Source organism: Williamsia sp. Y712 (genome assembly GCF_059445525.1).
Genome location: NZ_JCAIUN010000001.1, coordinates 63,890 through 87,083 on the forward strand (window position 1 = coordinate 63,890; position 23,194 = coordinate 87,083).

Genomic DNA, 23,194 nt, shown 5'->3' on the forward strand with positions numbered 1-23,194 from the left:
CCCGGCCGACCGCGCCCCCCGGCCGTCGTTCGGTACCCGGACTCGGATCAGAGCTGTATTGGAGTTGTCGACATGCGAACCATCCCCGCCGACCTGGTGGCCAGATACGAGCAGCAGGGGTGGTGGACCGACGAGACAATCGGAGAACTGCTCGCAGCGGGGCTCGCTTCCGCACCCGATGTCGAGTTCCGGATCCATTCGGCGATCCGACCGTGGACGGGGACCTTCGCCGATGTCGAGCTGGTTGCCCGACGACTTGCCGCCGGTTTGCGGGACCGTGGCGTGGGACCGGGTGACGTCGTCGCATTCCAACTCCCCAACTGGATGGAAGCCGCGGCAACATTCTGGGCATCGTCGTTCCTCGGCGCCACGGTGGTTCCGATTGTCCACTTTTATGGGCGCAAAGAGGTCGGCTACATCCTCGGCGCGATCAAGCCCAAGGTGTTCATCGCCGCAGAGAAGTTCGGTCGTCTCGAGTTCTCCCCCGAGCTCAGTGCCGACGTGCCGATCGTCGGGGTGGTTGGCCGGGACTTCGACGACCTCCTTGCCGAGGAGCCGATGCGCGGGATCATCGAGACAGACGCCGCGCTACCTGCACTGATCGCCTTCACATCAGGCACCACCAGCTCACCCAAGGGCGTGATCCACAGCCATCGCACCCTTGGTTTCGAGACCCGGCAGCTCGGTGCGTGGTATCCGCCCGATCGCGGCAGCCAGCTCACCGCCGCGCCGGTCGGCCACTTCATCGGGATGGTCAACGCCTTCCTCATCCCGGTCCTCGACGGCAGTCCGATCAACCTCACCGACGCGTGGGACCCCGTGCAGGCGATGGACCTGATGAAGACAGAAGGCCTGACCGTCGGCGGCGGCGCCACCTACTTCGTGACCAGCCTGATCGACCACCCCGACTTCACCGACGAGTACCTGCCCTTCATGAAATACGCCGGATTGGGCGGGTCGTCGGTACCGGCGGCGGTCACCACGCGACTCGAGGACCTCGGCATCACCGTCTTCCGCTCATACGGGAGCACCGAGCACCCGTCCATTGTCGGCTCGATGTACAACGCCCCCATCGACAAGCGCCTGTTCACCGACGGAAATGTCTTGCCTGGCGCCGAGATCCGGCTCGGCGACGACGGGGAGATCTTCAGTCGCGGACCCGATCTCTGCATCGGCTACACCGATCCGGACCTGACCGAACGCAGTTTCGACGAAAACGGTTGGTACCGCACCGGTGACGTCGGGGTGATCGACGAAGACGGCTACCTGACGATCACAGATCGCAAGGCCGACTTCATCATTCGCGGCGGGGAGAACATCAGCGCCCTGGAGGTCGAGGAAGTGCTGATGGGTATGCCTGCAGTTGCCGAGGCGGTGGTGGTCGCCGCCCCCGATGCCCGGCTCGGCGAGCACGCCGCCGCGGTCCTTCGACTCAAATCGGGCCATTCCATGCCAACGATGGACGAAGTCCGCGCACACTGCGATCAGATCGGCCTGGCCAAGCAGAAGTGGCCCGAGGAGTTGCATCAGGCCGACGATTTTCCTCGCACCGCCAGCGGAAAAGTTCAAAAGTTTCAGGTGCGCACGGATATTGCGACATCCAGATAAAGAGAATATGGTTCTCACAAGAGGAAATGGAGGATCTCATGCCCGAAGCATTGCCGTATCCGCTGTTCGACGCGGACAACCACCTGTACGAGACCCAGGAGGCGCTGACCAAGTTCCTTCCGGAGAAGTACAAAAATGCGATCCAGTACGTCCAGGTCAACGGCCGGACAAAGATCGCCATCCGTGGACAGATCAGTGAATACATCCCCAACCCGACGTTCGACGTCGTCGCACGTCCGGGTGCCATGGAGGACTACTTCAAGAACGGCAACCCCGAAGGCAAGAGCAAGCGCGAGATCTTCGGCAAGCCGATCAAGTCGCCTGCCGCGTTCCGCGAGCCGGCCGCACGTCTGGAGCTGATGGACGAGCTGCAGATCGACCGCACGCTCATGTTCCCGACGCTCGCCAGCCTCATCGAAGAGCGCATGCGTGACAACCCGGAACTGATTCACGCCGTGGTCCACTCGCTCAACCAGTGGCTGTACGAGACCTGGGGTTTCAACTACCAGGACCGCATCTTCACCGTCCCGGTGATCAGCTTGCCGATCGTCGACAAGGCCATCGAAGAGCTCGAGTGGTGTGTCGAGCGCGGCGCCAAGGCCATCCTGGTCCGTCCCGCTCCGGTCCCCGGATACAAGGGCCCGCGGTCGTTCGCCCTTCCCGAGTTCGACCCCTTCTGGAAGCGTGTTGTCGAGCTCGACGTGCTGGTCACCCAGCATTCGTCGGACAGCGGCTACGCCCGCTACAACCAGGATTGGGAAGGCACCTCGGACGAGATGCTCCCGTTCGTGACCAACGCCTTCCGCATGGTCAGCGAATGGCGCCCGATCCAGGACACCGTTGCCTCGTGGGTTTGCCACGGCGCCCTGTTCCGGTTCCCGGAGCTGCGCATCGCGGTCATCGAGAACGGTGCCAGCTGGTTGCCGCACGTGCTGCAGACCCTTGCGGACGTGTACAAGAAGGCTCCTGAGGGCTTCGGCATGCAGGATCCGGTGGCTGCGATCAAGAAGAGCATCCACGTCAGCCCCTTCTGGGAAGAAGACTTCAGCAAGCTCACCGCCCTCATCGGCGCCGAGCGCGTGCTGTTCGGGTCCGACTACCCGCATCCCGAGGGCCTGGCCGAACCGACCACGTACATCAACCACATCCAGCACCTGCCCCTCGAGGATCAGAAGCTGGTCATGGGCGGAAACATGGCGAGGTTGCTCAAGGTATGACCTGGGAGACCATCCCGCAGATGGTCCTCTCCGTCGGCGATCGCTTCGGTGACAACGAAGCGATCGTCGACGGACCGCTCCGGCTGACTTTCCGTCAACTCACACAACGGGTTCGGAAGGCAGCCGGAGCTTTTGCATCAGCGGGCATCGACAAAGGCGACCGGGTCGCCATCTGGGCACCCAACTCGGCAGAGTGGGTCATCGCTGTTTTCGGACTGCTGACCGCCGGCGGCGTACTGGTGCCGGTCAACACCCGCTACAAGGCCGACGAGGCGGACGACATCGTCCGGCGCAGCGGCGCCAAGCTCCTGCTGGTGCAGCAGGGCTTTCTCGGGGTGCAGTACGGCGGGCCCGAAGGTGTTCCCGTCATCGACCTCAAGTCCGATTTCCTGTCCAGCGGTGAGCCTTTCGAGCGTGAGGTGAGCGGCGACGACATCGCCGACATCATGTACACATCGGGTACCACCGGGCGCCCCAAGGGCGTCATGATGAACCACCGGCAGACACTGCGGCTGTTCTCCGAGTGGTGCGACCTCGCCGACCTGCGCGAAGGTGACCGCTATCTCGTCGTCAACCCCTTCTTCCACATGTTCGGCTACAAGGCAGGCATGATCGCGTCGATGATCCGTGGCGCCACCATCTTTCCCGTGCCGGTTCTCGACGTCGATGCGGTATTGGACCTCGTTGAGCGCGAGAAGATCACGATGCTTCCCGGTCCCCCGACGCTTTACCAGTCGCTGCTTGCGGCCAACGACGGTAGCCGCGACCTGTCCTCACTGCGGGCCGCTGTCACCGGATCGGCCGACATCCCCGTCGAACTGATCCGCCGGATCAAGAATGACCTCCCCTTCGAGACCATCATGACCGGCTACGGGCTGAGCGAGGGCGGCACAGCGACCGCATCACGGGCGGGCGACACCTTCGAACAGATAGCCACCACCGTCGGAACACCCTGCGATGGAATCGAATTGCGCATCGCCGACGACAGTGAAGTCCTGATCCGCGGGTACAACGTGATGCAGGGTTACCTCGACGATCCGGCGGCGACCGCCGAAGCCATCGATTCCGACGGATGGCTTCACACCGGAGATCTCGGAAGCCTCGACGATGGCGGCCGACTGCGCATCATCGGCCGTAAGAAGGACATGTTCATCGTCGGAGGCTTCAACGCCTATCCCGCCGAGATCGAAGGCTTCCTCCTCGAACATCCGGCGGTCGCACAGGTCGCGGTCATCGGTGTGGCCGATGACAGGCTCGGCGAGGTCTGTAAGGCGTTCGTCGTTGCCAAAGAGGCCGTGTCCGAGGCCGATCTGATCTCGTGGAGTCGCGAGCGCATGGCAGGCTTCAAGGTCCCGCGGTCGATCGAGTTCCTGACCGAGCTACCCACCAACGCAACCGGCAAGGTTGTGAAGGACCTTCTGCGATGACGTCCGGGTCGCTACTCTGACCTGACACGCCCCATCGCAAGGACCGCCCGATGGACACAGATCTGCCTTTGATCGACGAACACCGGTTGCCCATTGACGCACCCGTGTCGACAGCCTGGGAAGCACTGACTGCCTGGATTGCCCGCACACAACTCGGCACCAACACCCGGTTCGCGCGTCTGGTGGGTACCGATCCGCGGCGTGCTTCGGGCACGATCCCCGATGTCGGCGCCACGATCCCCGGATTCGCGGTGACCGAATCCGTACCGGGCGACCACATCACGCTGGCCGGTCGCCACCGCTTCTCCCGCTATCTATTGCGCTTCACGGTGAGCGGCGACGCGGATGGCTCAGTGGTCAGCGCCCGCTCCTATGCGACATTTCCTGGAGTGCTCGGCTGGGGCTATCGACGGTTCGTCATCAGCTCCGGAACACACGGACTGATCGTCAAACGCATGCTCAGACAGATCCGAAGCGGCATCCAGTAACACTTGCCGGACTCCCGACGAGCGTGCAATCGGACTGTTGACCGTGCGGAAGTTCTCACAACCCCTGCTCGATGAACGCGGCAAGCCTCGCGATCTGTTGCTCGTTTCGCTTGTAGTGCGTCCATTGGCCGATCCGTGTGGTGGTCACCAGATCAGCCGCATGGAGTGCGGCCATGTACTGCGACGCCGTGGATTGCGATACCTTCGCCCTCGCCTGAATGTGCTTGAGGCACACTCCGATCTCCTCGGCAGGCGCGAGCTGAGGGGGAAAGCTACCCGGGTCCTTCAGCCACTGCAGGATCTGCACACGCGCGGGATTCGACAGCGCCTTGAACGCTGAATCCCATGCCGTACCCGTCGATGCTTCGTCCACATGGAACAGCCTACCGTTAGATCGCAATATCCCGATACATGTGGTTGACTAGCCATATCGCAACATCGCGATATACCAATGGAGGTCGGGATGACGCAGAACAACAAAGTGGCGCTCGTGGTCGGAGCCCGGGGTGTGATCGGTGGAAACCTGATCGACCACCTCGCAGCAACCGGCGAATGGGACATCATCGGACTTTCTCGGCGAGGCGGCACGGACTCCGGACCGGTGAAACACATCGCAGTCGACCTGCTCGATCCATCCCAGACCACGGCTGCACTGAGCGGACTCGACTCGGTCACGCACGTCTTCTACGCCGCCTATCAGGACCGCCCGACCTGGGCCGAGCTGGTAGCGCCCAACCTGGCGATGCTGGTCAACACTCTCGACGCCATCGAACCGATCGCGCGTGGACTCGAGCACGTCAGCCTGATGCAGGGATACAAGGTCTATGGGGCCCATCTCGGACCGTTCAAAACACCTGCCCGCGAGAGCGATCCGCCGCACATGCCGCCGGAGTTCAACGTCGACCAGCAGCAGTTCCTCGAACACCGACAAGCAGGTAAGAGCTGGACCTGGTCAGCGATCAGACCATCCGCGGTATCCGGATTCGCACTGGGCAACCCGATGAACCTCGCACTGGTCATCGCCGTCTACGCGACCATCTCGAAGAAGTTGGGCGTCCCGCTGCGCTTCCCCGGAAAGCCCGGTGCGTACACCAGCTTGATCGAGATGACCGACGCCGGGCTACTCGCCGAAGCAACGGCCTGGGCCGCCACCAGCCCCGGCTGCGCCAATCAAGCGTTCAACATCAACAACGGCGATCTCTTTCGCTGGCAGGAGATGTGGCCCAAGATCGCGGCGTTCTTCGACATGGATGTCGCGCCCCCACTCCCGATGTCGATGGCTGTGGCAATGGCAGACAAAGAGCCGGTATGGGACGAGCTCGTCAGGGAACACAAACTGGCTCAAACCCCGTACTCCGACGTCTCATCGTGGGAGTTCGGCGACTTCGTATTCGGTTGGGACTACGACTTTTTCGCCGATGGATCGAAAGCACGACGGTTCGGGTTCCACCGCTACGTCGACACCGAAGCAATGTTCCTAGAGATCTTCACCGACCTCCGAACTCGCAAGATAATCCCCTGACAACCAGCAGTACAGGTTCGTCGCCCGTCCCCACATCGACTCGCGCCCAGAAAGCAGCCCGGCCAGGGACACCACTCCTTGTCAGACCACTTCGATAGACTGGCCGGTCGTGAACCTGAGGATCGCGAAAGGTATTGCAGTGGAACATTATTGGATTGTTCGAAAGCTTGTGCGAACAGGATTTGCTCCGTATGATTGAGTCATGGACTTCGGGGGAATGTTCGCCAGATTGTCTGATCTGGCAGGGGATGCGGCTTTGGTCGCCGGGGATGATGCACAAGTGTCATCACACACGGTGGCGGTTATTCGACTCAATCATGTTGTGGAGCAGATACTTTTTCGGCTGGTCGGTGAAGTCGATCAGCGTGGGTTGGCGCAGAAGTCAGGCGAGCGATCCACCGCGAGGTTGCTACAGAAGGAAGGGATGGCGCCGGTGGCGGCCCATCGCTACGTACGGGTGGGCAAGGCGCTCGGTGCCATTCCGTCGGTGGCGGCCTATGGTGTGGACGGAGCACTATCGGGTGAGCATGTCGACTCTATCGTGAAGGGGCTGAACCACATTGAACGGCGAAACCCTGACCTACCCGACATTGATCGTACCGATTGTGTGCGTGGACTCCTGACCGAAGCGCTGTTGGCGACACCGGCCGCGGTCTCTGCGCGGGCTCGGCATATGGCGATCGTGTTGTCGCCGCCGGACAAAGAAGTCCCCGATGCCGAGAATCACGATCTGAATGAGTTCTCGTTCACGACTGGCGACGACGGCCGCACCCACGGAGTGTTCGACCTGGACAACCTCGTGGGCGAGAAACTTGCCGTCGCGTTGAAACCACTATCCACACCAGTACCCGAACCAGACGGATCACCAGACCCACGTAACAACGCCCAAATCCGGGCCGACGCCCTGGAACGACTGTTGGATTCCTATCTCGGACAAGAAAACCGGCCCAGCAGCGGCGGTGTGAAACCCCACGTGACGGTGACAGTGACAGCCGAATACCTCCAAGCGCTACAGCTGCGCGGACTCGGCAACGCCACACCAACGGCAATAGCGCCTGCATTCGAATGGACCGGACCGGCCTCAGCACCCACCGCGCAGATGGTCGCCTGTGATTCAGTCATCACCAAAATCCTGCTCGACAACAATTCCGTACCGCTCGATGTCGGACGCGAGCACCGCACCGTAACCCCGGCGATCCGCAAAGCACTGATCGCCCGAGACCACGGCTGCGCATTCCCAGGCTGCGGCTGCCCCGCCGGCTACACCGATGCCCACCACATCGACTTCTGGCGCAACGGCGGAACCACCAGCCTGACCAACACCGTTCTGTTGTGCCGGCGACATCACCGATACATTCACCACCGCAGGTGGACAGTCTTCATCGGCCACGACGGACACCCCTGGTTTGTGTCACCCGACGACGCGAGCAAGACACCGCTGAGATCGCATGCCCGCCGCACCCTGACCTCCGAGCCCATCGCCGCCTAGAACGACCAAGCCCGGACCGCCAGACCTCATGACGGCATATTCCAAGTACCCCAAGCAGCGCAGATGGCTCTGCACTGCAAGCTCTTTGACAACTTCACAGCGTGGTGGCCGACACCTAACGGGACGAGTCTGGTCCCTCGAGGATCGTCACGGCGGCAACGGCGGTGGGTCCACCGAGGTTGTGTGCCAGGCCGACCTTGGCACCGTCCACCTGATTGATGGCGTTGCCGCGCAGCTGGTCGAACAACTCGACACACTGCGCCACACCGGTGGCGCCCGGCGGATGGCCTTTCGACTTCAGGCCTCCACTGGGATTCACCGGCATCGAACCACCGACGGAGGTGTCGCCGGCCTCGAGCAGCTTGTAGCCCTCGAACCGGTCAGCGAAGCCCAGATCCTCGTAGCTCATGATCTCGACGCCGGTGAAGAAGTCATGCAGCTCGGCGACGTCGACGTCGGCCGGTGTCATCCCGGCCATGGAGAACGCCTGCTTGGCCGCACGAACCGTGGCCGGGAACGTCGTCATATCTGTCTTGTGCTGGTGCATCACCGAATCCAGCCCGAGACCGACACCGCGGACCCACACGGGCCGGTCGGTGTAACGGTCGACGACGTCTTCGGAGACCAGGATCAACGCGGCAGCGCCGTCACTCTGAGGCGCGCAGTCGTAGAGACCAAACGGAGTCACCACCGTTGGGGCCTCGAGTGCCTGCTCCATGGTGATCTCGAATCGCAAGCGCGCCTTGGGATTGTTCACACCCTGGCGGTGGTTCTTCACCGCGACCATCGCCATGTGTTCGCGGGTCGCGGGCGACTCGTGGAGGTAGCGGCTCACGTGCAGGGCGAATCCCGCGGGGGCAACAAGACCGAGCGGGTAGTCCCACGCCATGTCCCGCGACGTCGCCTCCCACTCCCAGAGCATGTCCTTGGAGGCCGTCTCGCGGAGCTTGTCGGCACCCATCACCAGTGCGACGTCGAACGCGCCGGAGGCAATGCCGTACAACGCATTACGGACCGCGTCATTGCCGGTGGCACAGGAGTTCTCGATACGTGTGACCGGGATGTCGGGCAGGCCGAGGGAATCGGCAAGGATGCCGGACGGGAAGCCGTCGGTGGTACCCATCGCACCGAACCAGGCGGCCTGCAGGTCGTTCTTGTTGATGCCCTTGTCAACACTGGCCGCCGCCTCGGCGTAGGCCATCGGCAGCAGGTCCTTGATTCCGTGAGCGAAGTGTTCGGCGAACGGGGTCATACCCGCGCCGACAACTGCAACCTTCCTCATACCGCTGCTCCTTCCACAACAAGTTCTGGTTCAAATGCGTAGCCGTAGTCGGGAACTCCCGACCGCATGGCCACCCGGCGCAGAGCCAATCGTCCGCGATCACCGATCCCCACAGAACCGGGATCCGCGCCTGTCACCTTCACCAGTGCTCGCACATTCACGTCTTCGAGCTCGACGATCACCAGTGAATACGGCGTCTTCAGACCTGGCACCGGCACATACACCGTGACACCTGTGTAGACGGTTCCGGTCCGCGGCAGCGGTACGTGTTCGTAGTCGGTCTGCAAGGCAGAATCGTCGGAGACCTGGTAGCGAGGCGGGAAGTCGAGCTGGTCGGAACCAGCATGTCTGCCTGCCTCCCAACGCACTTTCGCCTCGAAGGCCCGTTCATACGCCGCCAGCGAGATCGGGATCTCGTTCCCTGGGATGTACGTTGTCTCGATCTTGGGCCGGGCAGTTGGCTCACGGCGGTGAAGTGCCACCGACCCGGCCGCAACTGTGATGCCGGAAAGGCTCGCCTGTTCAACGGCCGCCAAAGGACCGGTCGTCTCCGACTCGGCCATCGCCGCGAGGGCGAACAGACCTGAACTGGCACCCACCGTCGGCAGGTGTGCCGAGAATCCGGGGCTCAGTTCGGTTGCGTGCTTGTGGTCAACGCCGGCAACGGCTGTCGGATGATCCAGCCATGCCGCGGCCAGCGAGGCAACCAGACCGCGATCGTGCAGCAGTCGCGGATCACCGTAGTCATGGATCACGCCGGTGGAATTGCGTGTGCGGACCGGGAGGCTGCGCGCCACCCGGGCCGACGTACGTACGTGCAGACCACAATCGGAGGTCAGCGCGGCAGCCGCTCCGGCCGGATCGAGATCCACACCGATGACCAGCGTTCGCTGGCGCGCCGAGCTCAACGCATCAAGCGTTGCCGGCGCGCCACCGAGACGCTCGGTCACCTCGAGCTCGGGATCGAGATCAAGCCCGGCGAGAAGCACTGCAGCATTACTGCTTTCGAGCAAAGGGAGGTCACGGGTGACAAGGACAACCGAGTCGACCGCACCCCCTTTGGACAGTGCTGCCCGCCCCGCCTCCACCGCCATCGTGATGGCATCCTCATCGTCACCGGCGATGCGATGTTCCGAGGTACCCCACGGCGGCAGGTACGTTCCGATAGAGGCGATGTAAGGCATGTTGATCTCCCGATTTACCTAGGTGACCGCGCCGGCGGTCTTCAGTTCGATGATGCGATCCCAGTCGAGTCCGATTTCCTGGAGGATCTCATCGGTGTGAGCGGCGAACTCCGGGGCCGCAGTGGTTTGCGTGGCTTCCACGTCGAATTGCACCGGAGTGGAGACCAATTCGATCTCACCGGCCTGGACGAGGTAGTCATTGGCCCGGACCTGCGCGTCGGACGACACCTGCAGCGAATCCTGCACCGGAGCCCACGGACCGGCGAGCGTTCCGAAGCGGACGGTCCACTCTTCGAGCGTGCGACCCTTGATCGCCTCACGCAGGATCGCCACCGCGGCCTCGGTATTGGCGGAGATGTCCTTGCCCGTGCCGAATCGCGGATCGTCGATGAGTTCCGGCCGGTCGATATGCCGGCAGACATCCGCCCAGAACTTCGACGGCTGCATCATGATGAACGAGATGTACCGGCCATCGGCCGTCTCGTACACACCGGTCAGCGGATTCACCGGCGAACCGTGCACACCCGGAACCGGTGCGACCATCGGCTCCTTCAGATGAGCCGACAATGCGACGCCATGGCCCATCGCCCACAGGCCACTGCCCAAGAGCGACACATCCACCACCGACGGTTCACCGGTCCGCTCACGTTTGAGCAACGCGGCAGCGACGCCACCGGCCAGGTTGGTCCCGGAGATCGTGTCGCCGTAGGCCGGTCCCGGAGGAGCGATCATGCCCTCGGTCCCCGGAGGCGTGATGGTTGCGGCCGTACCGGCACGGCACCAGAAGGCGGTCATGTCGTAGCCGCCCCGATCGGACTCCTGCCCGCGCGGACCCAACGCACTGCCACGGGCGTAGATGATCTTCGGGTTGATCGCCCGGATGTCGTCGACGTCGATCCCGAACTTGGCACGGTGGTCGGGCAGGAAACTGGTCAGGAAGACATCTGCCTTCTTGACCAGCTCGGTCAGGACTTCCTTGCCCTCGGGCTTGGACATGTCCAGGCCCAGACTCCGCTTGCCACGGTTGGCATGCTCGATGTTCGGGTTGGGGTCGCCCACGACGACCATCGTGCCGGTCTGGCGCAGTCCGCGTTGCGGATCGCCCGTCACCGCGTGCTCGATCTTGATCACCTCGGCGCCCCAGTCCGAAAGAACCGCACCGGCGGACGGGACGAACCCGTACATCGCGACCTCGAGGACGCGAATGCCCTCTAGTGGCTTCATGCACTCACCACCGGAGCCGCGAACGCCTTGATCTCCAAGAACTCTTCGAAGCCGGCAGCACTCATCTCACGGCCGAGTCCCGACTGCTTGTAACCACCGAACGGGACGTCCGGGGTGAAGTAGTTGCCGCCGTTGATGCTGAAGGTGCCGGTCCGGATCCGGCGACCGATCGCGATGGCCCGATCCTCATCGGCACTCAGGACTCCACCGGACAGACCGAACTGCGAGTCGTTGGCGATCCGCACCGCATCTTCTTCGTCATCGAACGGGATCACGGCGAGCACGGGTCCGAAGACCTCGTCCTGGGCGATCTCGCTGGACGGGTCGACATTGGCCAGCAGGGTGGGCTTGTAGAAGTAGCCCGGGCTCACGGGCTCGCCACCGAAGGCCAGTGTCGCGCCGGCTTCGACGGCCCGCTTCACCATGCCGTCGACCTTGTCGCGCTGACGTTCGCTGATCAGCGGACCCATGTAGATCTTCGGGTTGGTCGGGTCGCCGTAGGAGATGTGCGCCATCATCGCCGCGACCGCCGCGACGATCTCATCCTGCTTGTGACGCGGCACCAGCAGACGGGTGGTCAGCGCACAGCCCTGACCGGCATGCGAACAGATGCTGAACGCCGCGAACTGGGCAGCGGTCTGCAGGTCGGCGTCCTCGAGAACGATCAGGGCCGACTTGCCACCGAGCTCCAGGAACACCTTCTTGAGGGTGTCGCCGGCGGCGGACATGATCTGGCGGCCGACCGGAGTCGAGCCGGTGAACGTGACGACGTCGACGTCGGGGTGCGTGGTCATGACCTGACCGACGGCGATATCCGTGGACGAGAGCACATTGACCACGCCGGCCGGGATGTCGGTGTGGTTGGCGATCAGTTCGCCGAGCGCCAGCGTGAGCAGCGGGGTGTCGGGGGCACCCTTCAGGATCACGGTGCAACCGGCGGCCAGCGACGGAGCCAGCTTCGCCAGTGCGAGCTGGGTCGGGTAGTTGTAGGCGGCGATGGCCGAGACCACACCGGCCGCTTCCTTCTCCACCCAACGACGGTGACGCTTGCCGTTCAGCTCGACCTCGCCGAGGTCTTCCGTGAGCGGGTAGGTACGGAGCAGGTCCGCGTAGTACTTGACGATGCCGATCGGCGCTTCGAGCTGGTTGCCGTGGGTCAGGATCCGGGTGGCACCGACCTCGGCCATGGTCAGCTCGCGAAGGTCCTCGAGGTTGTCGAGCATCGCCTGGTGCAGCTGATCGAGGCACTTGATGCGGAACTCGGTGTTGGTGGACCAGTCCGTGTGGTCGAACGCCTGGCGGGCGGCAGCGATGGCCGCATTCGCCTCGTCGACACCGGCATCCGGGGCATAGCCGTACACCTCTTCAGTGGCCGGGTTCAGCGATGGGAATTCTTTGTCCATCGCCACCAACTCTCCACCGATGAGCAGACGTTTGCGGACTCCGCCACCTTTCACGTCGAGTCCTCCATCGGTCGCCACTGTTTCCTGGGCTGGCATTGCGCCTCCTCAAAATCTGTGAAAACTTCATTCTCAAATATGACCAACGCCACATTCGTCTTAAACGGACTGTAGCAACATTTCCTGGCAACGCCTACCCCGAGGCAGCCCCATCCGGGACCGGGCAAACGGACAATAGCCGCAGCCCAAACGCATCAAACTCTTGCCGACTGCTACATTTCGAGAGTATCGTTCTCACAAATAGAAAGGGAGATTCTTGTGATTGAGACAACAGCCCTCGGCCCCGCCCTCGGCGTTCAGGTCCACGGCGTAGAAGACTTGAATGACCCCATCGTGACCGCCCAGTGCCTCGAGGCGCTCAAGTGGCGAGGTGTCCTCCTGATCCGCGGACTGGACCTGAGCGACGAGGACCAGGTCACGTTCAGCCGCAAGCTCGGACCGGTGCAGGCGCCGGCAGGCAAGGAGGTCTTTGTCGTCTCACTCAACCCTGAGAAGTCCCGCTCGGCCGAGTACCTCAAGGGCACTCTCTTCTGGCACATCGACGACACCTGCAACGACATCCCGTCCAAGGCCACGATGCTCACCTGCAAGCATGTGGCGATGGTCGGCGGCGGTACCGCCTTCTCCAATACATATGCCGCATACGAGGCACTCCCCGAGGCAGAGAAGAAGCGTCTCGAAGGTCTGCGCGTGCACCACAGCTTCGAAGCCGCCCAGCGGCTCGTCGATCCGGACCCCAGCCCCGAAGTGCTCGCCGGCTGGCGGACTCAGAAGACACACGACACGTCACTGGTCTGGGATCGCAAGGACGGCCGCAAGTCGCTGGTCATCGGTGCCACCGCCGAGTACATCGTCGGAATGGATCCTGTCGAAAGCCGCGAACTGCTCGACGAGCTGTTGACCTGGACCACCCAGGACCGCTTCAGCTACAGCCACGAGTGGCAGGTCGGTGACGTCGTCATTTGGGACAACACCGGAATGCTGCACCGTGCGCTGCCTTACGACCCCAGCTCCGAGCGGGAGATGCACCGGACAACGATGGGCGGATCTGAAGCATGGGCGTGAAAACTGCAGTGGTCACCGGCGGTAGCTCCGGGATCGGCCACGCCGTGGTCGAGCGCCTGGTCGCCGACGGCTACAACGTCGCCTCTTTCGATCGGACGCCGAGCGAAGAAAAGAACACGTACACCGTCGACATCACCAGCCGTGAGCAGATCGACGCCGCGCTCGCGGAGGTGCGCGACACCTTTGGTCCGGTCACCGTACTGGTCAACGCCGCAGGTATCGACAGCTTCGGCCGCTTCGTCGACCTCGACTTCGACGAGTGGAAGAAGATCCACGAAGTCAACCTGCACGGCACCTACCACTGCATCCAGGCCGCGTTGCCGGACATGCTGAAGGCCAAGTGGGGCCGCATCGTCAACATCTCCTCGTCGAGCGCACATTCGGGCCAGCCGTACATGGCCGCGTATGTCTCGTCGAAGTCGGCCGTCAACGGACTGACCAAGTCGCTGGCACTCGAACTCGGCCAGGTCGGCATCACCGTGAACGCGGTACCGCCTGGCTTCGTCGACACCCCGCTCCTGCGGAGCGCCGAAGGTCAGAAGCGTCTCGGCGGCACCGTCGAAGATCACATCCTGCGGACTCCGGTACGCCGGGTCGGACGGCCCGAAGACATCGCCGCCGCCTGTGCATTCCTGATCTCCGAGGACGCCAGCTACATCACCGGCCAGATCCTGGGCGTGAACGGCGGACGCAACACATAGGTAGTACGCACCGGCGTCACCCGCCGTTGTCGATGGTTCCAGCAGCAGAAGTAAATCGAAAGGGCAGTCATCATGGGTCGTGTAGAGGGCAAAGTCGCGTTCATCACGGGAGCAGCACGAGGGCAGGGGCGCAGTCACGCTGTCCGTCTCGCCGAAGAGGGCGCCGACATCATCGCTGTCGACATCTGCACCGACTTCGAGACCATCGGGTACCCGATGGCCACTCCGGAAGACCTCGCAGAGACAGCAAGACTCGTCGAGAAGCACGACCGCCGAATCGTCACGGTACAGGCCGACGTCCGTGATGCGGCCCAGATGAAAGCTGCGGTCGATCAGGGTGTCGCCGAGCTCGGCCGGCTGGACATCGTTGTCGCGCAGGCGGGTATCGCCGGCATGAAGGGTGAGCCCCGGTGGCAGTCGTTCACCGACGTCATCAACACCAACCTGGTCGGCACCATCAACGCGGTGACCGCAGCCCTGCCCCACCTCAAAGAGGGTGCCTCGATCATCGCCACCGGTTCCACCGCGGCACTGATGGACACCAGCAAGGTCGACGTCCCCGGAAAGGATCCGGGCGGAGTCGCCTACGTCTACTCCAAGCGCGCACTGACCGAGTTCATCCACAATCTCGCGCTGCACATCGCCCCGGAAGGCATCCGCGCCAACGTGGTTCATCCGACGAACTGCAATACGGACATGCTGCAGAGCGAACCGATGTACCGTTCCTTCCGTCCGGACCTCGAGCACCCGAAGCGCGAGGACGCAGAGCCGGCGTTCGGCGTGCAGCAGGCCATGAAGATCCCGTTCGTCGAGCCGCTCGACATCAGCAACATGGTCCTGTTCCTCGCGTCAGACGAATCCCGCTATGTCACCGGCACGCAGCAGCGTGTCGACGGCGGCGGTTACCTGAAGTGGTACGGCGTTCACTTCTGATCCGAAACCCCCAGCCCCAGCCCGCTATACAACAACTCTCGAGGAGACACACGTGAAGGTGCAGGTCGATTCAGACAAGTGCCAGGGACACACGCTCTGCGCGATGATCGCTCCCGAATCGTTCGAACTGAACGACATCGACGGACACGCGTCGGCGATCACCGAAGATGTACCGGCGGAGCACGAAAAGAGTGTCCGCGAGGCATTCGCATCGTGCCCGGAACGAGCAATCACCATCACCGAGTAGTACACCCCTCCCTGGTATTCGACTGCCCCGCACACCCGAAAGGACGGCGCCCATGACCGTTGAGGACGTCACCCAAGACGAACGCAAAACACCCCGCTTCCAGTTCGAAAGACATTCCCCCGGCTATCGCGATCAATTCGAGGCCGTCACCGAGAAGATGCAATCGGAGTGTCCGGTTGCGTGGAGTGACACCTACGGCGGCCACTGGGTTGCCGCGGGTAACAAAGAGGTCTTCGAGCTGGCCCGCTGCCCGGTGGTGTCAACCGACCACGACGTCACCGGCACCAGGTCCGGCTACAAGGGCATTGCCATCCCGACCATGGAGCGCGCCAACGGAATCCGTGGCGGCATCCTGGAGATGGACGATCCCGATCACAAGAACTACCGCGCCGTCCTGAACCCGTACCTGTCACCGGCTGCGGTCAAGGCCTGGATCCCGTTCATCGACGAGGTCGTGCACGCCTGCCTCGACGAGAAGATCGAGTCGGGGCGGATCGACTTCGTCGACGAGCTCGCCAACATCGTGCCCGCAGTCCTGACGTTGGGCATGATGGGCATCCCGCTCGAGAAGTGGACGCTGTACAACGAGCCGGTGCACGCCGCCGTCTACACTCCGCCGGACTCCCCGGACATCGCGCGGGTCAACGAGATGCACCGGACCATGGGCATCGACCTGTTCACCAATCTCGCCGAGATCAAGGCGAATCCGCGTCCCGGACTGATCAATGCACTGGCCGAGGCGCGCATCGACGGCGAGCCGCTGCCGGACATGGAGATCTTCGGCAACCTGGGTCTGCTCATCGGCGGCGGTTTCGACACCACGACCGCCCTGACCGCGCATGCACTCGAATGGCTCTCGGAGAATCCCGAAGCGCGTAAGACGCTCAGCGACAACCGGGACGAGCTGCTCGACTCCGCCACCGAGGAATTCCTGCGCTACTACACCCCGGCCCCCGGTGACGGACGTACCGTCGGCGCGGACATCGAGATCGAGGGCAAGGAGTTCAAGGAGGGCGACCGGTTGTGGCTCTCCTGGGCGATGGCCAACCGCGATCCCGAGGTGTTCGACGACCCCAACGAGGTCATCCTCGACCGTGGTGCCAACCGGCACTACAGCTTCGGACTCGGTCTGCATCGCTGCGCCGGTTCCAATGTCGCCCGGACCGTCTTCAAGCGGATGCTGCTGGCCGTTCTCGACCGGATGCCGGACTACAAGTGCGATCCGGAGGCGACCGTGCACTACGACACCATCGGTGTCATCCAGGGCATGCGTCATCTGCCTGCGGACTTCACCCCGGGCGAGCGGGTCGGTGACGGCTTCGACGCCACCCTCGTCAGGTTGCAGAAGCTGATCGACGACACCCGTCTGGCAGAGCCTGCGGTCATCGCGAAAGCGCGCGCCCAATCAGCCGGATAGTCGGCTCAGCACAAACGATCTGACAGCGCAGAACACGAAGAACGCGTACAGGGGCCGCCACGCTGATGCAGGCGTGGCGGTCACTGTCGTAGTTCCAACTAGGAGGCACAGTGGCCGAATCGACAGGACGTCCCCTGCCGTCACTCACCAGCGAGAACGAGTTCTTCTGGACTTCGGGTTCCGATGGCACATTACGTATTCAGGAATGTCAGAGCTGCTCGTCGCTGATCCATCCGCCACAGCCGGTCTGCCGCCATTGCCGCGGGCGGGAGCTCGCACCCCGGGTTGTCTCGGGCTACGCCACTCTCATCGGGTTCACCGTCAACGAACGATTCCCGCTGCCGGGCATGCCGACCCCATTTGTGATCGCCCAGGTCGCTCTCGAAGAAGACTCCCGTATTCGACTGACCACCAACACCGTTGAATGCGACCCTGCCGACCTCGAACTCGGCATGCGCATGGAGGTCGTCTTCGAGAACCGCGAGGACGTCTGGTTCCCGCTGTTCCGGCCCGCCGCCGAGCAGGCCGCCCAGCCCGCCGCGGCCCCACGCGACGAGATCGAACCCGAAGACTTCCACAAGCACGTCCGTCCGATGGCCACCACCGAGAAGTTCGAGGACAAGGTCGCCCTCACCGGCGTCGGGATGTCCGAGATCGGCAGGCGCCTGATGATTTCACCGCTGGCCCTGACCATCACCGCCTGCGAACGCGCAGTCGCAGATGCCGGTCTGACGATGGCCGACATCGACGGCATCGCGAGCTACCCGGGCTCAGGCAATGTCGGCGGATTCGGTGAAGGTGGCGGCGTGATGTCCGTCGAGGCCGCCCTCGGTATCCATCCGACCTGGTACAACGGCGGTATCGAGACCTTTGGTCCCGGCGGATCGGTCATCGCCGCGATGATGGCCGTGGCCAGCGGACTTGCCACCCACGTGCTGTGTTACCGGACCCTGTGGGAGTCCACCCACAGCGAATTGATGAAGCAGGGCAAGCTTTCCCACGCCGGTGGAGGTCGGGTGAACGGCTACATCATGCCGTTCGGCGCGATGTCCGCCTCGCACACGCTGGCGATGAACGCCCAGCGCCACATGCACCGGTACGGCACCACCCGCGAGACGCTCGGCTGGATCGCCCTCAACCAGCGAAAGAACGCCGCACTCAATCCCACTGCCATCTACCGCGACCCGATGACCATGGACGACTACCTGTCGGCCCGCACCATCACAACGCCGTTCGGCCTCTACGACTGTGACGTGCCCTGTGATGCGTCGATCGCCGTCATCGTTTCGGCCAAAGACGCCGCGGCCGACCTGGCGAAGCCCCCGGTGTACGTCGAGGCGGTGGGCACCCAGATCCTCGAGCGGATCGAGTGGGACCAGAGCACGTTGACGCACGAACCACAGGTCCTGGGCCCGTCGGCCCACATGTGGTCACGAACCTCGTTGCGGCCCAGCGATATCGATACCGCTCAGCTGTACGACGGCTTCAGCTTCAACTGCCTGTCATGGCTGGAAGCACTGGGTTTCTGCGAGATTGGCGAGGCGAAAGACTTCCTCGACGGCGGCAAGAACATCGCCATCGGCGGCGAGGTCGCCGTCAATACGCATGGTGGTCAGCTCTCACATGGACGTACGCACGGTATGGGTCTGATCGCCGAGGCGATCACCCAGCTACGCGGTGAAGGTGGTGCCCGCCAGGTGCCGGGTGCCAAGACCGCGATCGCCAGCAGTGGTGGCCTGACACCCGGCGGCGTGATGCTCTTGAGGTCGGCCCAATGACCATCACAGAGACGACGACCATCGCATGCGGCGACGTGCCGGTCACACAGATCGTCGACGTCGACGGCATCCCCTCGTCCGGTTTGCTTCTGGCTGCGCCTGATCCGCGTGGTGTCATCATCGCGCTGCACGGTGGCGCGTCCAAGGCGGCCTATTACGACTGCCCCGGGTTTCCGCGGCATTCACTACTTCGGGCCGGGGCCGCGAACGGCTATACCGTTCTGGCACTGGATCGTCCGGGTTACGAGGCGTCGTACGAATTCGGCGGCCGGTTCACCACCGCGGAGCAACGTGTCGACTGGGCTTACGCGGCGATAGAGGCGCATCTCGGTACCCGCCCGTGCGGAGCCGGCACCTTCATCTTGGCCCATTCGGTGGGATCCGAGCTGGGTGTCCGCATGGCTGCCGCCAACCCACGAGGAGACCTCCTGGGTCTCGAGGTCTCCGGAACCGGTCTCGAGCATCAGCCCCAGGCCGCCAAGGTGCTGGTGCCCCGACGCAACGGTGACAAAAAGCCCGATGGTGCCGGAGTACGCGAACTGCTCTGGAACCCCGCACGTCTCTATCCGGCAGAACTATCCGGTGGCGCCGCGATTTCGGCAGCAGGCCCCAAGTACGAGTACGAGGTGGTCCGGGATTGGCCGACGATCACGTTCCCGGACAGGGCCGCACAGGTCCGGGTTCCGGTGCACTTCACCTCCGGTGAGTTCGAGAACGTGTGGCGCCAGGATCCCGACGCGTTGCACGACATCGGCGCGCTGTTCAGCAACTCCCCCCGGGTGGTGGTTGAACAACAATTCGACGGCGGCCACAACCTGAGTCTGGGGTACACCGCGAGGGCCTACCACCTGAACATCCTGTCGTTTGTCGAAGAGTGCATCGACGATGCGAAACGTCCCGGACACTAGTCACTTTCGAACAAAAGGAGTATCGATGCGAGTCGGATTCATCGGCCTCGGCAGCCAGGGCGGGCCGATGGCCCGCCGGATCGTGGAGGCCGGTTACGAGACCACATTGTGGGCACGGCGGCCGGAATCGCTCGAGCCGTACGGCGACACCGCGGCGAAGTTCGCGGGTACCCCCGCCGAATTGGGTGCCGCCAGCGATCTGGCCTGCGTCTGCGTTGTCGCCGACGCCGACGTCCGCGAGGTCGTCGACGGGCCGCAGGGCATCCTGCGCGGGATGAGCGCCGGTGGCGTCATCGCAGTGCACTCGACGGTGCACCCGGACACCTGCCGCGAACTGGCGGACAAGGCTGCGCAGCAAGGTATCGCGTTCGTCGACGCACCGGTCAGTGGTGGTGGCATGGGCGCCGCCGCAGGCACACTCCTGGTGATGGTCGGCGGTGACGACGAGGTCGTCGCCCGCGTCCGGCCGGTCTTCGAGACCTATGCCGATCCCGTGGTCCACCTCGGTGGCATCGGAGCCGGCGAGGTCACCAAGCTTCTCAACAATCTGCTGTTCAGCGCGAACCTGTCGACGGCGTCGAGCACCCTGGCCCTCGGGGAAGCCCTCGGCGTCGACCCCACCCGGCTCGCCGAGGTCCTCGCGCGTGGGTCGTCGAACAGCTTCGCGTTGAACCGGATCACCGACACCGCGGGGTCACTGGACCGGATCGCCATGCACGCCGGAGAACTGCTCCGCAAGGACGTCACGCTCGTCGCCGACATCGCCGAGGCCGCAGGCGCGACCGTGGGTTCCGTCCTGACCGCGGCCGACGCCACGCTGGCCCAGATGAACCACCCACGACAGGAGTCATGATGCGTATCGGATTTGTCGGCACCGGCCGGATGGGACTGCCCATGGTCCGGCGTCTTGTCGGCGGCGAGCATCAGGTGCGTGCCCTGGTCCGCAATGACCAGGCACGTGATGACGTCACCGAAGCGGGTGCCGAGGCAGTCTCCGACATCAGCGAAGTCGGCTTCGATGCCGAGATCGTCATCGTCTGCGTCTTCACCGACGACCAGGTGCGTGAGATCTGCCTCCAGGGTCCGTTGATCGCCGCGATGCCGCCGGGCTCGGTGCTGGTTCTGCACACCACTGGCAGCCCGGTCACTGCAGAGCTGATCACGGAGCGCGCCACCCCCTTTGGCGTGCACGTCGTCGACGCCCCGGTCAGCGGCGGTCCACACAACATCGCGGCCGGAGGCCTCACGGTCTTCCTCGGTGGCGACTCCGAGGCCATCGACCGCATCCGTCCGGCCCTGCAGACCTATGCCGAACCGGCCCTGCATGTCGGGGCCATCGGCAACGGCCAGCGGGTCAAGTTGGTCAACAACGCATTGTTCGCGGCGCAGGTCGGATTGCTTCGTGAAGGAGTTCGCCTCGCAGCCGAACTCGGCGTCGACGAATCCACCCTGCTCAGTTCGCTCCCCCACGGCAGCTCCAGCAGCCGTGCGCTGGACGGGGTTTCGGCCCGCGGATCGGTGTCCGCGTTCAGTGAAGCGGTGGGCGCGTTCGTCAGCAAAGACGTAACCGTTGTCCGAGCCGTCGCCCTTGAACTCGGTGGACAGCTCGGACTGATCGACGAAGTGATCGGCGACCAATTCGGAGCCGTCAAACCCTGATCCGACCGCGTAAGGACCGTTTCGTATGCAGATGACGCCAAGCCATCACGCCGAACTGACACCGGGTGCGCCGGCCATCGTGATGGGCCGCAGCGGCGAGGTTGTCACGTACGCCCAGCTCGAGGACCGGTCGATCCGATTCGCCCGGGCCCTGCGTGAACGGGGCCTGCAGCCGGGTGACCACATCGCGATCCTGATGGAGAACACTCGCTCGTTCCTCGAGATCGCCTGGGCGGCACAGCGTTCTGGTCTCTATTACACCGCCGTCAATCGACATCTGCGTACCGACGAGGTGCAGTACGTCCTCGACGACAGCGGCGCGCAGGCACTGATCGCCAGTGAGGCCGTCGCCGATGTCGTCGTCGCTCTCGACCTGTCCCGGCTACGCGCGAAGGTCAGCGGCGCCGGGCAGATCGACGGCTTCGAGTCATACGAGGACGTCCTGGCCGCCACCTCCGGGGCACCCCTCGACAAGGAGCTCGAGGGCCGGGAGATGCTGTACTCATCGGGCACCACCGGTCGTCCCAAAGGGGTTCGGAAGCCGGTCGACGGCAAGTCATTCGGTGACCCATCGTCGGCCCCGGTGCTCATCGCCAAGGGCGTGATCGATCGCAGTTCCGGCGACAACGTCGTGTACCTGTCCCCCGCGCCGCTCTATCACGCCTCGCCCCTGGTCTTTTCGATGTCATGGCATCGTGGCGGAGCAACCGTGGTGGTGATGGAGAGCTTCGACTCACGACGATGCCTGGAACTGATCGAGCGCTACCGCGTCACCGACGCGCAATTCGTACCCACCATGTTCGTCCGGATGCTCCGGCTTCCCGACGCAGATCGGGAGCGGTATGACGTGTCGAGTCTGCGTGGTGTGATGCATTCGGCCGCACCATGTCCGGTCGCGGTGAAACGGCAGATGCTCGAGTGGTGGGGGCCGATCATCAGTGAGTACTACTCGGGTACCGAAGATGTCGGGGCCACCGCCATCACGGCCGCCGAGTGGCTTGCGCATCCGGGTTCGGTGGGTCGGCCGATGCAGCCCTGCCACATCCTCGACGAGCACGGCAACGAACTGCCTGCCGGTGAGGCCGGCGATGTGTACTTCGAAGGCGGGCGCCCGTTCGAGTACCACAACGACCCGGAGAAGACCGCGTCCGCGGTGGACGCCCACGGCTGGCGGACCATCGGCGACATGGGATATCTCGACGAAGACGGGTATCTGTACCTCACCGACCGCAAGGCCCACATGATCATCTCCGGTGGAGTGAACATCTATCCGCAGGAAACCGAGAACATCCTGGCATCTCATCCGGCGATCGCCGATGTCGCCGTCATCGGGGTACCCGATGACGAGATGGGCGAATCGGTCAAGGCCGTTGTGCAATTGGTTGATCCAGATGCCGCCCGCGACGAGTTGGCAGCCGAGCTGATCGCCCACTGTCAACGAGAACTCGCCACCTACAAGTGCCCGCGCAGTGTCGATTTCGTCGCCGAACTGCCGCGTGACCCGAACGGCAAGTTGTACAAGCGCCGACTCCGCGAAAGTTACTGGGACGGGCACAACAGCCTCATCCTTTGACCGACGACCCGA

General features: G+C 63.6%; 21 protein-coding genes. 16 read left to right on the forward strand and 5 right to left on the reverse strand.

The features are described 5' to 3' along the window. Window positions 1–72 precede the first annotated feature (72 nt). The 4 genes from AC1D75_RS00325 to AC1D75_RS00340 are packed head-to-tail and all read left to right on the forward strand — an operon-like array spanning window position 73 to window position 4,740. A complete protein-coding gene (locus AC1D75_RS00325) occupies window positions 73–1,608 on the forward strand; it encodes an AMP-binding protein (RefSeq protein ID WP_495513355.1) in 1,536 nt (511 codons plus the stop codon). 38 nt (window positions 1,609–1,646) lie between these two features. Then, complete coding sequence (locus AC1D75_RS00330; protein ID WP_495513356.1) at window positions 1,647–2,825, forward strand: amidohydrolase family protein; 1,179 nt, start codon at window positions 1,647–1,649, stop codon at window positions 2,823–2,825. After that, window positions 2,822–4,252: a FadD3 family acyl-CoA ligase gene (locus tag AC1D75_RS00335; protein ID WP_495513357.1), complete on the forward strand. Its 1,431-nt coding sequence runs from the start codon at window positions 2,822–2,824 to the stop codon at window positions 4,250–4,252. Before AC1D75_RS00330 ends, AC1D75_RS00335 begins: the two co-directional genes overlap by 4 nt. A gap of 50 nt (window positions 4,253–4,302) precedes the next feature. Continuing rightward, complete coding sequence (locus AC1D75_RS00340) at window positions 4,303–4,740, forward strand: hypothetical protein (RefSeq protein ID WP_495513358.1); 438 nt, start codon at window positions 4,303–4,305, stop codon at window positions 4,738–4,740. A 55-nt stretch (window positions 4,741–4,795) separates the two neighbouring features. Here the strand turns inward: AC1D75_RS00340 and AC1D75_RS00345 are convergent, their stop codons facing one another. Beyond that, on the reverse strand, window positions 4,796–5,113 hold the full coding sequence (locus AC1D75_RS00345; protein ID WP_495513359.1) for an ArsR/SmtB family transcription factor: 318 nt from the start codon (window positions 5,111–5,113) through the stop codon (window positions 4,796–4,798). Window positions 5,114–5,203: 90 nt separating this feature from the next. On the opposite strand from AC1D75_RS00345, the gene AC1D75_RS00350 reads away from it, so the two are divergent. Both AC1D75_RS00350 and AC1D75_RS00355 read left to right on the forward strand, forming a co-directional pair. Further along, the gene (locus AC1D75_RS00350) at window positions 5,204–6,262 is read left to right on the forward strand and encodes an SDR family oxidoreductase (RefSeq protein ID WP_495513360.1); all 1,059 of its coding nucleotides are present in this window, start codon (window positions 5,204–5,206) and stop codon (window positions 6,260–6,262) included. Window positions 6,263–6,464: 202 nt separating this feature from the next. Next, complete coding sequence (locus AC1D75_RS00355) at window positions 6,465–7,751, forward strand: HNH endonuclease signature motif containing protein (protein ID WP_495513361.1); 1,287 nt, start codon at window positions 6,465–6,467, stop codon at window positions 7,749–7,751. 115 nt (window positions 7,752–7,866) lie between these two features. On the opposite strand, the gene AC1D75_RS00360 is transcribed toward AC1D75_RS00355, so the two are convergent. From AC1D75_RS00360 to AC1D75_RS00375, 4 genes are read right to left on the reverse strand one after another with little or no spacing between them, the layout of a single operon-like run. Continuing rightward, the gene (locus AC1D75_RS00360) at window positions 7,867–9,033 is read right to left on the reverse strand and encodes a thiolase C-terminal domain-containing protein (RefSeq protein ID WP_495513362.1); all 1,167 of its coding nucleotides are present in this window, start codon (window positions 9,031–9,033) and stop codon (window positions 7,867–7,869) included. Next, window positions 9,030–10,217: a Zn-ribbon domain-containing OB-fold protein gene (locus tag AC1D75_RS00365; RefSeq protein ID WP_495513363.1), complete on the reverse strand. Its 1,188-nt coding sequence runs from the start codon at window positions 10,215–10,217 to the stop codon at window positions 9,030–9,032. The genes AC1D75_RS00360 and AC1D75_RS00365 overlap by 4 nt, the downstream gene beginning before the upstream one ends. Before the next feature lie 18 nt (window positions 10,218–10,235). Continuing rightward, entirely contained in the window at window positions 10,236–11,441 is a 1,206-nt protein-coding gene (locus tag AC1D75_RS00370; RefSeq protein WP_495513364.1) for a CaiB/BaiF CoA transferase family protein, read from the reverse strand. After that, window positions 11,438–12,940 carry an aldehyde dehydrogenase family protein gene (locus AC1D75_RS00375; protein WP_495513365.1) on the reverse strand — a complete coding sequence of 501 codons (1,503 nt, stop codon included), beginning with the start codon at window positions 12,938–12,940 and terminating at the stop codon, window positions 11,438–11,440. Before AC1D75_RS00375 ends, AC1D75_RS00370 begins: the two co-directional genes overlap by 4 nt. Window positions 12,941–13,159: 219 nt before the next feature. On the opposite strand from AC1D75_RS00375, the gene AC1D75_RS00380 reads away from it, so the two are divergent. From AC1D75_RS00380 to AC1D75_RS00425, 10 genes are all read left to right on the forward strand, one after another. Then, entirely contained in the window at window positions 13,160–13,966 is an 807-nt protein-coding gene (locus AC1D75_RS00380; RefSeq protein WP_495513366.1) for a TauD/TfdA dioxygenase family protein, read from the forward strand. After that, the gene (locus AC1D75_RS00385) at window positions 13,963–14,667 is read left to right on the forward strand and encodes an SDR family NAD(P)-dependent oxidoreductase (RefSeq protein WP_495515928.1); all 705 of its coding nucleotides are present in this window, start codon (window positions 13,963–13,965) and stop codon (window positions 14,665–14,667) included. Before AC1D75_RS00380 ends, AC1D75_RS00385 begins: the two co-directional genes overlap by 4 nt. A gap of 72 nt (window positions 14,668–14,739) precedes the next feature. Beyond that, window positions 14,740–15,600 (forward strand): mycofactocin-coupled SDR family oxidoreductase, encoded by an 861-nt coding sequence (locus AC1D75_RS00390; protein WP_495513367.1) that lies wholly within the window; start codon window positions 14,740–14,742, stop codon window positions 15,598–15,600. Between the two features lie 52 nt (window positions 15,601–15,652). Further along, window positions 15,653–15,847, forward strand: coding sequence for a ferredoxin (locus AC1D75_RS00395; protein WP_495513368.1), 195 nt, complete (start codon window positions 15,653–15,655; stop codon window positions 15,845–15,847). Window positions 15,848–15,899: 52 nt separating this feature from the next. Continuing rightward, on the forward strand, window positions 15,900–17,264 hold the full coding sequence (locus AC1D75_RS00400) for a cytochrome P450 (protein WP_495513369.1): 1,365 nt from the start codon (window positions 15,900–15,902) through the stop codon (window positions 17,262–17,264). Window positions 17,265–17,374: 110 nt separating this feature from the next. Continuing rightward, the gene (locus AC1D75_RS00405) at window positions 17,375–19,042 is read left to right on the forward strand and encodes a thiolase C-terminal domain-containing protein (protein ID WP_495513370.1); all 1,668 of its coding nucleotides are present in this window, start codon (window positions 17,375–17,377) and stop codon (window positions 19,040–19,042) included. Beyond that, on the forward strand, window positions 19,039–19,950 hold the full coding sequence (locus tag AC1D75_RS00410; protein ID WP_495513371.1) for an alpha/beta fold hydrolase: 912 nt from the start codon (window positions 19,039–19,041) through the stop codon (window positions 19,948–19,950). Before AC1D75_RS00405 ends, AC1D75_RS00410 begins: the two co-directional genes overlap by 4 nt. Before the next feature lie 25 nt (window positions 19,951–19,975). After that, window positions 19,976–20,803, forward strand: coding sequence for an NAD(P)-dependent oxidoreductase (locus tag AC1D75_RS00415; RefSeq protein ID WP_495513372.1), 828 nt, complete (start codon window positions 19,976–19,978; stop codon window positions 20,801–20,803). After that, window positions 20,803–21,609: an NAD(P)-dependent oxidoreductase gene (locus tag AC1D75_RS00420; RefSeq protein ID WP_495515929.1), complete on the forward strand. Its 807-nt coding sequence runs from the start codon at window positions 20,803–20,805 to the stop codon at window positions 21,607–21,609. Before AC1D75_RS00415 ends, AC1D75_RS00420 begins: the two co-directional genes overlap by 1 nt. Before the next feature lie 31 nt (window positions 21,610–21,640). Then, window positions 21,641–23,182 carry an acyl-CoA synthetase gene (locus AC1D75_RS00425; protein ID WP_495515930.1) on the forward strand — a complete coding sequence of 514 codons (1,542 nt, stop codon included), beginning with the start codon at window positions 21,641–21,643 and terminating at the stop codon, window positions 23,180–23,182. Window positions 23,183–23,194 lie beyond the last annotated feature (12 nt).